Source organism: Pseudoalteromonas sp. AOP7-A1-14 (assembly GCF_052376275.1).
Classification (GTDB): Bacteria; Pseudomonadota; Gammaproteobacteria; order Enterobacterales; family Alteromonadaceae; genus Pseudoalteromonas.
On the sequence record NZ_JBQSVO010000135.1, the window covers coordinates 1 to 9177 of the forward strand.

8 protein-coding genes and 1 pseudogene are annotated in these 9177 nt (G+C 40.6%); 3 read left to right on the top strand and 6 right to left on the bottom strand.

Annotation, left to right across the window (positions count from 1 at the left end; all coding sequences use genetic code 11):
- Both ACT3RM_RS15785 and ACT3RM_RS15790 read right to left on the bottom strand, forming a co-directional pair.
- Positions 1–214 (bottom strand): annotated as a pseudogene (locus ACT3RM_RS15785) (hypothetical protein); the annotation flags it as partial.
- 52 nt (positions 215–266) lie between these two features.
- Complete coding sequence (locus ACT3RM_RS15790) at positions 267–665, bottom strand: HIT domain-containing protein (RefSeq protein WP_441836603.1); 399 nt, start codon at positions 663–665, stop codon at positions 267–269.
- Between the two features lie 108 nt (positions 666–773).
- Here ACT3RM_RS15790 and ACT3RM_RS15795 point away from each other — a divergent pair, with 108 nt between their 5' ends.
- Positions 774–2999 carry a DPP IV N-terminal domain-containing protein gene (locus ACT3RM_RS15795; RefSeq protein WP_441836602.1) on the top strand — a complete coding sequence of 742 codons (2226 nt, stop codon included), beginning with the start codon at positions 774–776 and terminating at the stop codon, positions 2997–2999.
- Between the two features lie 236 nt (positions 3000–3235).
- Here ACT3RM_RS15795 and ACT3RM_RS15800 read toward each other — a convergent pair whose 3' ends face one another.
- The 3 genes from ACT3RM_RS15800 to ACT3RM_RS15810 all read right to left on the bottom strand — a co-directional run bounded on the left by ACT3RM_RS15800 (position 3236) and on the right by ACT3RM_RS15810 (position 6361).
- The gene (locus tag ACT3RM_RS15800; protein WP_441836481.1) at positions 3236–4759 is read right to left on the bottom strand and encodes a M17 family metallopeptidase; all 1524 of its coding nucleotides are present in this window, start codon (positions 4757–4759) and stop codon (positions 3236–3238) included.
- A gap of 277 nt (positions 4760–5036) precedes the next feature.
- Positions 5037–6089 carry a DNA polymerase IV gene (gene dinB, locus ACT3RM_RS15805; RefSeq protein WP_441836482.1) on the bottom strand — a complete coding sequence of 351 codons (1053 nt, stop codon included), beginning with the start codon at positions 6087–6089 and terminating at the stop codon, positions 5037–5039.
- 74 nt (positions 6090–6163) lie between these two features.
- A complete protein-coding gene (locus tag ACT3RM_RS15810; protein WP_441836483.1) occupies positions 6164–6361 on the bottom strand; it encodes a hypothetical protein in 198 nt (65 codons plus the stop codon).
- 178 nt (positions 6362–6539) lie between these two features.
- Between ACT3RM_RS15810 and ACT3RM_RS15815 the strand changes: the two genes are divergently transcribed.
- A complete protein-coding gene (locus tag ACT3RM_RS15815; RefSeq protein ID WP_441836484.1) occupies positions 6540–6968 on the top strand; it encodes an acyl-CoA thioesterase in 429 nt (142 codons plus the stop codon).
- Between the two features lie 12 nt (positions 6969–6980).
- Positions 6981–8033 (top strand): aldo/keto reductase, encoded by a 1053-nt coding sequence (locus ACT3RM_RS15820; RefSeq protein ID WP_441836485.1) that lies wholly within the window; start codon positions 6981–6983, stop codon positions 8031–8033.
- 436 nt (positions 8034–8469) lie between these two features.
- Here the strand turns inward: ACT3RM_RS15820 and ACT3RM_RS15825 are convergent, their stop codons facing one another.
- On the bottom strand, positions 8470–9087 hold the full coding sequence (locus ACT3RM_RS15825) for a fumarylacetoacetate hydrolase family protein (RefSeq protein WP_441836486.1): 618 nt from the start codon (positions 9085–9087) through the stop codon (positions 8470–8472).
- Positions 9088–9177 lie beyond the last annotated feature (90 nt).

Consider the following 9177-nt stretch of genomic DNA (forward strand, 5'->3'; position numbering starts at 1 on the left):
TTACGTGCTTAACCCCTGCATTCGCAAGTTTTTTAAGCTGCTCTTGTGTTGGCTGGGCTGCAGACAAGATTTGATTTTCATGAATAACTAAATTACCAACAGCTGCAGCTTTAACTGCATGGGTATTCATAGCCTGTTCTTTTGCAAAGGCACTGGTTGCGCTCAACAATGCAGTGATAAATACGACATAAACAAATCGCTGAATTAATATCATTTCTCGCTCCTTATTTTATAAAAGTTATATACCTATATAGTAATAGAACCGATTAAAAGTGGGCTTTTAGTTTTGCTATTTGCTCTTTTTTATATGGCACTGCTGGGTATTTACCCCATACCGGCGCAGGCCAAGCAGCATCAATTTTAAAGCGCGCTATATGGTGAACATGTAATTGCGATACCATATTCCCAAGCGCTGCCACATTTAGCTTATCTGGAGTAAATACCTCTTTGATTAAATGGCTTAATTTTGCAGATTCTTGCATTAAAACAAGTTGGTCTTGTTCATTTAAATCAATACTCTCTTTTAGCCCAGCTTGACGCGGCACTAATATAAACCAAGGATATTGGCTGTCGTTCATCAATAACACTTTGCACAGTGGCCAGTCGGCTAGTTCAATACAATCTCGGGTAAGCTCTGGGGCTAATAAAAACGCTGTACTTGTCATGCTATATTCCTTAAAAGTTCTTATCTAACCACTTTAAAGCATTTAGTTGCAGTTGCCCACGCTTGGCATTACCATCATGGCAGTTTTTATTCGAGCAAAGGTAATCACGTGTTAAAAAAAATAAAACACCTCTCCTGGGCGATGCCATTAATGGCAAGCGCTTTTAGTGTTCAAGCTGAACCACTGAGCCTTGAACGTATTTTTGATGATCCGAGTCTTGCGGGTAAATCGCCTATACAACTTAAGTTTTCACCAGATGGTAGCCGCGTTACCTACTTGCAAGGTAAAAGCGACGACTACAACCGCTACGATCTATGGGAATACAACTTAAAAGATAATAAAAACCGTATGCTGGTTGATTCAGCCAAGCTTTTTTCAGGCCCCGAAAGCCTGTCTGATGAAGAAAAAGCCCGCCGCGAACGCCAACGTATTTTTGGTAAAGGCATTTTAGAATATAAATGGTCTAAAGACGGCAAAGCCTTACTATTCCCACTCAATGGTGACTTATATTACTATCAGGTAGATTCAGCTAAAAGCCGAAAACTAACCGAAACCGACACCTTTGAAACCGATGCTCGTTTCTCACCTAAAGGTAACTTTGTCTCGTTTATTCGTGATCAAAACTTATACGCATTAAATCTTAAGTCAGGTAAAGAAGTGCAGCTGAGTAAAGATGGCGGCGGTGTCATTAAAAACGGCATGGCCGAATTTGTAGCACAAGAAGAAATGAGCCGGATGACCGGTTATTGGTGGTCTGGTGATGAATCAAAAATTGCCTATACCCGCATTGACGAAAGCCCAGTAAAAGAAGCCATTCGTAACGAAATTTACGCCGAAGAAGTAAAGCTTTTCAATCAGCGCTATCCATTCACCGGCACAAACAACGTAAAAATTCAGTTAGGTGTGGTCAGTATAGACGATCAAAAAACGGATTGGATTGATTTAGGTAAAGATCAAGACATCTATATCGCGCGTGCTAAATGGCTTAAAGATAACGAAACTTTATCTTATCAATGGCAAAATCGTTCACAGCACAAATTAGAACTGCGTTTTTATAACAGTAAAAGCGAAGAGCAAAAGGTCGCGTTAACAGAAAACAGCGACACTTGGATAAACCTACACTTTGATTTAGAGTTTTTGAAAGATAAAAAGCACTTTGTGTGGGCATCAGAACGTGATGGCTTTAAACATCTGTATTTATATCGCACTAACGGTAAAATGATCCGCCAAATTACCAGTGGTGATTGGGTCGTTGATAGCTTAAAAGGCATCGATGAGGAAAAAGGCATAGCCTACTTTGCAGGACGTAAAGACTCCGCTATTGAAAGCCACTTATATAGTGTACCGTTATTTAAAAAAGGCGCAATTAAACGCATTACCGAACAAGGCGCTTATCATAATGTTGTGATTGCTAAAGATAGCAAAACATTTATTGATAATAGTTCATCGGTTAATAAACCGGGTTCTGCTGCACTTCGCAAAATAAACGGTGAGTTTATTACTTGGCTTGAAGAAAATAAGCTTGATAATAACCATCCGCTTACGCCTTACTTAAATGATTTGGTCACTCCTGAATACGGCACCATTACCGCAGAAGATGGCCAAGCAATGCATTATCGCTTGTTTAAACCTAGCAATGTCGCAGATGGCAAAAAGTATCCTGTTATTGTTAACGTTTACGGCGGTCCGCATGCACAACGTGTAACAAACAGCTGGCGCAGTAAAAATCTGTATTTTCAATATATGGCGCAACAAGGTTATGTCATTTTTCAATTAGATAATCGCGGCTCATATAACCGGGGTAAAAAGTTTGAAGATGCCATTTATAAGCACCTAGGTGAGGTTGAAGTAGCAGACCAAATTAAAGGCGTTGAGTTTTTACGCACTCTTGATTATGTCGATCCAAAGCGAATTGGTATTTACGGTCACAGCTATGGTGGTTATATGGCATTAATGACCATGTTTAAAGCGGGTGATTACTTTCAAGCAGGTGTTTCTGGCGCGCCAGTGACTGACTGGGCACTTTACGATACCCACTACACTGAGCGATATTTAGGCCACCCACAAACCAACGCTAAAGGCTATGAAGACAGCGCCGTATTTCCTTACGCTGATGGCTTAAAAGGCCCACTAATGGTTTATCATGGCATGGCTGATGACAACGTATTGTTTACTCACGCGACTAAATTATTTAAGCAATTACAAGATAACGAAAAAGAGTTTGAGATGATGACTTACCCTGGCTCTAAGCACAGCCTACGTGGTAAAAGTGTGCAAACACACTTACATAAAACCATCACTAGCTTCTTTAACCGTCACTTTGATGAAGAGTAAAGCAAGTAAACAACAAAGGCTGATTGAAAGCTCAGCCTTTCCCACTCCCTTAAGACAGTCAAGTAGTAAGAGCAACAGGGCAGCAAAGCCAGCGATAACTTGAAAAGTAGTAGCCAAACACTTTCAGATGCAGTGGCTTACTTTAAGCCCGATAAAAAAAGCGCCGGATAAACCAGCGCTTACACATTTAAAACTAAACCGTGGGCGCGATTTTGTGTCGCGCCTTTTATTTTTACTTATAAACAATAACGAGCAAACAGACTGCTAATTGTAGCAGCTGTTGGTTTACCGTGCTGCCAATCGCCACCTTCAATACCGCTACCGGCAATATCCATATGTACATAAGGTAATGGCTGCTTAGAATCACTACCATGCTTATCTAAACCGCCTACAGTAGCTAAAAACGCCATAGGGAATTGATGCCCACGAGCGGTAACCGCTGAAGCTGCATTATTACTTGATAAGACATCATCAGCTAATGTGCGCGGCTGTATAAAGCTATAATCTTCACGACGACTACGAGATACCTCAGCACAATCTCCCCATAAATCACCTAAATCAGCAATTTTACGTGATACATTCGCCGCACGTGCAGGACCATTTTCAACATAAGCACTGTATGGGCCCATAGCTCGTGCCGCATGGCCAGTAAGAGTGGCAACCGTAAATAACTCTGGGTTTATTTCACCTTTAGCTAAATCTTTCATTTCACTCAGTAAATCACCCATCGCTAAACGCCCTTCAGCATCGGTATTACCAATGCGCACTCTCACACCTTCACGGCTGGTAATTATTTCATCAGGCACGAAGCAATCTGAACCGATTGAATTACGTACTACCGCAAGATAAGCAACCACTTTAACGCCCTCAGGAGCATAATCTGATACAGACTTCATAAACCCAGCAACAGAAGCAGCACCGCCTTTATCACGGCTCATGCCTGCCATAAAGCCACCCACTTTTAAATCTGCGCCGCCAGTGTCATACACAATCCCCTTACCTACAAACATCAACGTACGGTGTACTTCACTTTGTGGTACGTATTCAAGCTTTACTACACGTGGATGATGACGCTCAACCGCATAAGAAGCGCGAGCAACTGTACTCATCATTGGGTAATCTTTATCTATTTTTGCAATATCGGCTATCACGTCAACTTTAACATTGCTGTTTTTAAATAAATCAACGCAATAATCAGCAAAAAGTGGAGGAGCCATACGTTCTGGCTCTGTGCCACACAGATCGCGCGCAGCATATTGCCCAGCCGCAATAGCATTAATGGCTTTAATCGTTTGCTGGTTCGCACCAAATAATGCAATTTGAGTTACCGGTTCAATACCCTCCCCATGATGTTCACGGGCTTCAAGCGGCTGCCATAATGCTTGGCACGCACCTAAAAACGCCACTTCTAGTGCGTATTGGTAACGCGGATCTTGGCTTGCTTGGGGTAAGTAAATAGCAGGGTGTGTACTACCTGACGCTTTCGCTTCATTGATGGCAAGCTTTGCGGCATCAAAATAGCGACGAACATCGTCGTAATCACGATTTAAAGGACCTGTTGGTGCTAAAATAACGCGTTTAGCGTTAATAATCAGCAAAGTAACTTGCTTGCCAATACGAGCATCAACCTTCATCTGCGCTTTAATCGCTTGGCTTAAATCAGGGTCGGCTAAATGAGAAAAATCATCACCAATGATGATCAATGCGTCGTGTTTATCTGAGGCTAATAAAGGTGCCGCCACTGCATGAGGATATGCCATAAAATAAGTCCTAGTATAAAAACAGAAGGCCTTATTATCGTTGATTTACGTACCTTTTGCCAGCCACGTAAGTATCAATAGAGTATAGCTGGCAAGTTGTTGTTACAGCTCTTACAACTTATAGCTGCTGATCTTTTTAAGCATTTTTCTCTTGCAATGCGCAGCAATAACTAACCCTGCTTCTAACAGTACAATAATGACCGTTTGCAGAGTTTTCTCTTTATAGTGTTATCGACACTAAGGCAAAGAAAATAACAACAATTGTTAACTTAAACTTTTAATCTAATATACTCAACTGCTGATGCACTAATGGCTCACTTCTAACGCCCACACCAATCCCTAATAAACGTACGGGTTGCTCTGCACCGCGCTTAAATGCCTTGGTTAATAACTCAGTAAAAATTTGATTATCCAATTGATGATAGGCTTGATCCGCCGATGTCACTACAAAGTTAGCAAACTTTACCTTTACACTAAGTTTATTAATACGCTGTTCGAGTTGTTGTTTATTAAGTCGCCGAGTTAACTCCTCTAGTAATGAAGGAAGCTGCTCTAGGCATTCTTGAAGGTTATTTTTGTTATATTCATAAGTGTGTTCAACACTTAATGACTTTCTTATTCTATCGGTAGAAACATGCCCAATATGTTGCCCGGCACATTTTTGATAAAGCGAAACACCAAAATTACCAACATGCTGCTGCATCCAGTTTACCCCCTTAGCGCAGACATCAGCACCGGTGTACAAACCTTTTAAATTTAACTTTTCGAGGGTGACCTTACCCACACCTGGAATTTTACCGAGTGGTAATTGAGCCAAAAAATCATCTACTTGCTCTGGCAACACCACGAACTGGCCATTAGGTTTATTTTCATCGCTGGCAATTTTGGCAATAAACTTGATAGGAGCAATCCCCGCAGAAGCTGTTAACCCTGTAGCTGAAAAAATATCGGCACGAATTTGCTCAGCCATTAACGTTGCACTGCCTTTACATAAGGAACTATTTGTTACATCAAGGTAAGCTTCATCTAAGGAAAGCGGTTCAATTAAGTCAGTATATTTTTTAAATACAGCGCGGATTTGCTGAGAAACTTCTTTATAAACCTGCATGCGGCCAGAGACAATCACTAAGTCTGGGCAAAGTTGTTTGGCACGGTAATTAGACATGGCCGAACGCACGCCATATTCACGGGCAACATAATTAGCCGTTGAAAGCACACCTCTGCGGCTATTACCGCCAATGGCAAGCGGCACATTAACAAGCGCTGGATTGTCGCGCATTTCCACTGCGGCATAAAAACAATCCATGTCAATGTGAATAAATTTTTTCATTAAATGGCTAATTAACACTGTGCATTTGTACAGTCATTATTATTTAAACCATCCACGATAGCAAGTTATTAGACTTAGTTATTGTCCTGCAAGCCCTTTTTACGGCTAAACAATTTTGCGCAAAACAACCAAAAAGTACCCTCAAGTATAAAACCAAGGACCACTAAGCTAACAAACCCTGACATTGCTCCCATACTGTAGCACACTAGCGCCAACACGATTATAACTAGCATCGCCAACCATTTAACTGCTTTTGTTGTTATATGCTGCATAATAGCTCCTTTGTATTTTTTCGCTCACCCACTCACCATAAGACTAATAAGTGTAAGCGTGAGCTTATCAATCTAGCACATTTTTGCTAGCTTTCTAGTTTTCTAGTTTTCTAATTTTCTTGAGCTGAAAGCGACATATTGCTAACCTAAGTTTTTACTTTATTAGTCGGCTCTTGTTATGCAATCGTTTATAGAACAACACCCTATTCATACTAAAGTCAATGTCGCATGGGGCGAAATGGATGCCTTACAGCACGTTAATAATGTGGTGTACTTTCGCTACTTTGAAAACGCACGAATTGATTTTTTAAATCAAATAAACCTACTGGGAGACTTAAAAAAAACAGGTATAGGCCCTGTAATAAGCGAAAATAATGCCCGTTATAAACGCCCTGTTACGTTTCCTGATACGGTGTTGATCGGAGTGAGCATTAGTGACATTAATAAAGATAGGTTTATGATGCACTACACCGTATTTAGCGAACAACAAAATGCCATTACCACAGTCGGTTCGTCGCAAGTGGTGATGTTTAACTTTAAAACAGGCAAAAAAGCTGACTTAAGTGAAACATTACTCGGTGAGCTTCATAAATATTCTCGTGATTAACAAGGATTAACTATGCTTTACACTCCACTAGGCAACAGTGGTATTGATGTTTCACGCGTTTGCTTAGGCACCATGACGTGGGGCGTACAAAATAATCAAACAGATGCCGACGACCAACTTAGTTATGCACTCGATAAAGGAGTTAACTTTATTGATACGGCTGAAATGTATGCCGTGCCTCCTTCACCAGACACCTACGGTAAAACAGAGCTTATTATTGGCGATTGGTTGTCACGTAACAAACAAAAACGTGATGATATCGTGCTTGCCACTAAAATTGCGGGTAATGGTTTGCCTTGGGTGCGTGATGGTGCCGATATTACTCGTAAGGCTATTGTGAGCGCCGTAGAAGGGTCGCTTAAACGTTTACAAACAGATGTGATTGATTTATATCAGCTGCACTGGCCTAATCGCACCTCGCCACATTTTGCCAAGCAATGGCCAGGACAAGTACGCTTTAGTGATGCGAATACCGAACAACATATCGCAGGTATGCTCAATATTCTTGAAGGCTTAAACGATTGCGTAAAAGCAGGAAAAATAAAACACTGCGGGCTCTCTGATGATACGCCATGGGGGGTTAGTCAGTTTTTGCGTTTAAGTGAGCAACATAACTTGCCGCGTATGGTATCGATTCAAAATGAATTTAGTCTCGCTCACGCAAAAGACTGGCCGTATTTAATGGAGCAATGTATTCATGAAGACATCGCTTACTTACCTTGGTCACCTCTGGCCGCAGGCTTACTTACGGGTAAATACTTAAATGGTGCTCGTCCAGAAGGTAGTCGCTGGACGTTTACGCAGCGCAACGGTATTTTCCGTGATACTGATCAATCAGAGCAAGCAACTAAAGCCTATGCCGCACTTGCTAAAGCTAATAATATATCCCCAGCGCAGCTTGCACTGGCTTGGTGTAATCAAGTAGATGGTGTTGCCTCGACAATTATTGGTGCCACCAACAATGATCAGTTAAAAGAAAATATCGACGCCTTCAATATAACGTTAAGCAAAGAGTTACTTGCTGATATAGACAAGATTTTTAGGCAATATCCCGCACCTTATTAGGTTATTTAAAAGCCAAGCAATAAAAAAGCCCTGTCACTTTACACTTATAAGGAGTGGCTAGGCTTTAACACATACCTCTGAATATAAAAAACAACACCCGATTTTAGCCTGTTGAAATGGCGGCACAGAGTATTGCATGGTCATATTTAGCAATAAGTTAACTTCATTTTCATCCCGCACGCCTTTAACTTTACTTAATGAGATAGCTTTTAACACCAAACATAATAAGCGCTCACTGCACAGTAGCGATAATGAAATCTCTAGCTAAATTATCAGCTTATCAATTATCCCATCAACTACCCGTCGTTTGTTAAACAGTACTTTAAAGGGTTTTCAAACATAACCAGACCTTTAACTCAGTTCAATATAAATCAAACCACCGTTACAGGTTAGATAGAACGATTAATAATTTCACCACGTAATAACAGCTATATACTTAACCAGCCAACCATTGCTGAGTAAGCAGTAATGTCTTCCCTTGATAAAGTTTTGCAATAAATTCACTCCCCGTATTAACGATGCCTACTCCCGCGGGAGTGCCTGTCATAATAATATCGCCATCACAAAGTGTCATAAACTCTTTTACTTGTTCAATAATTGCCTGTGGTTTATAAAGCATTAGGCTTACATTACCCTGCTGACGCTGCTTGCCATCAATAGTTAAAGTAAGTGCTAGCTGCTCAATGTTGGTATCATCAAATGCAATAAAGTTACTAAAAAGCGCGGCGCCATCAAACCCCTTAGCGCGTTCCCAAGGTAAGCCTTTTGCTTTTAATTTGCTTTGTAAATCACGCTTGGTTAAATCAAGTCCAATACCGACATAAGCTAAGCGTCCTTGTACAACTTTAAAACAAATTTCAGTTTCAAAATGTAACGGCTCATTATTATGAAGACTCCTCAACTGCGTTGAAATAGCACTTGCCGGTTTTAAAAAAACCACCATTTCATCTGCAACTTCGTTACCTAACTCCGTAATATGTTCAACATAATTACGACCAATGCAAATAACTTTAGAAGCTGGTAATTCCAACCCACAATTATTATCACTGCTCATCAAATTCACCTATTAAAGTCAAAGACCTTCAGTTTAAAGCTTTAACAAACTTAATTTATACCTTTATTTTACACAAACCCAATAAAATTA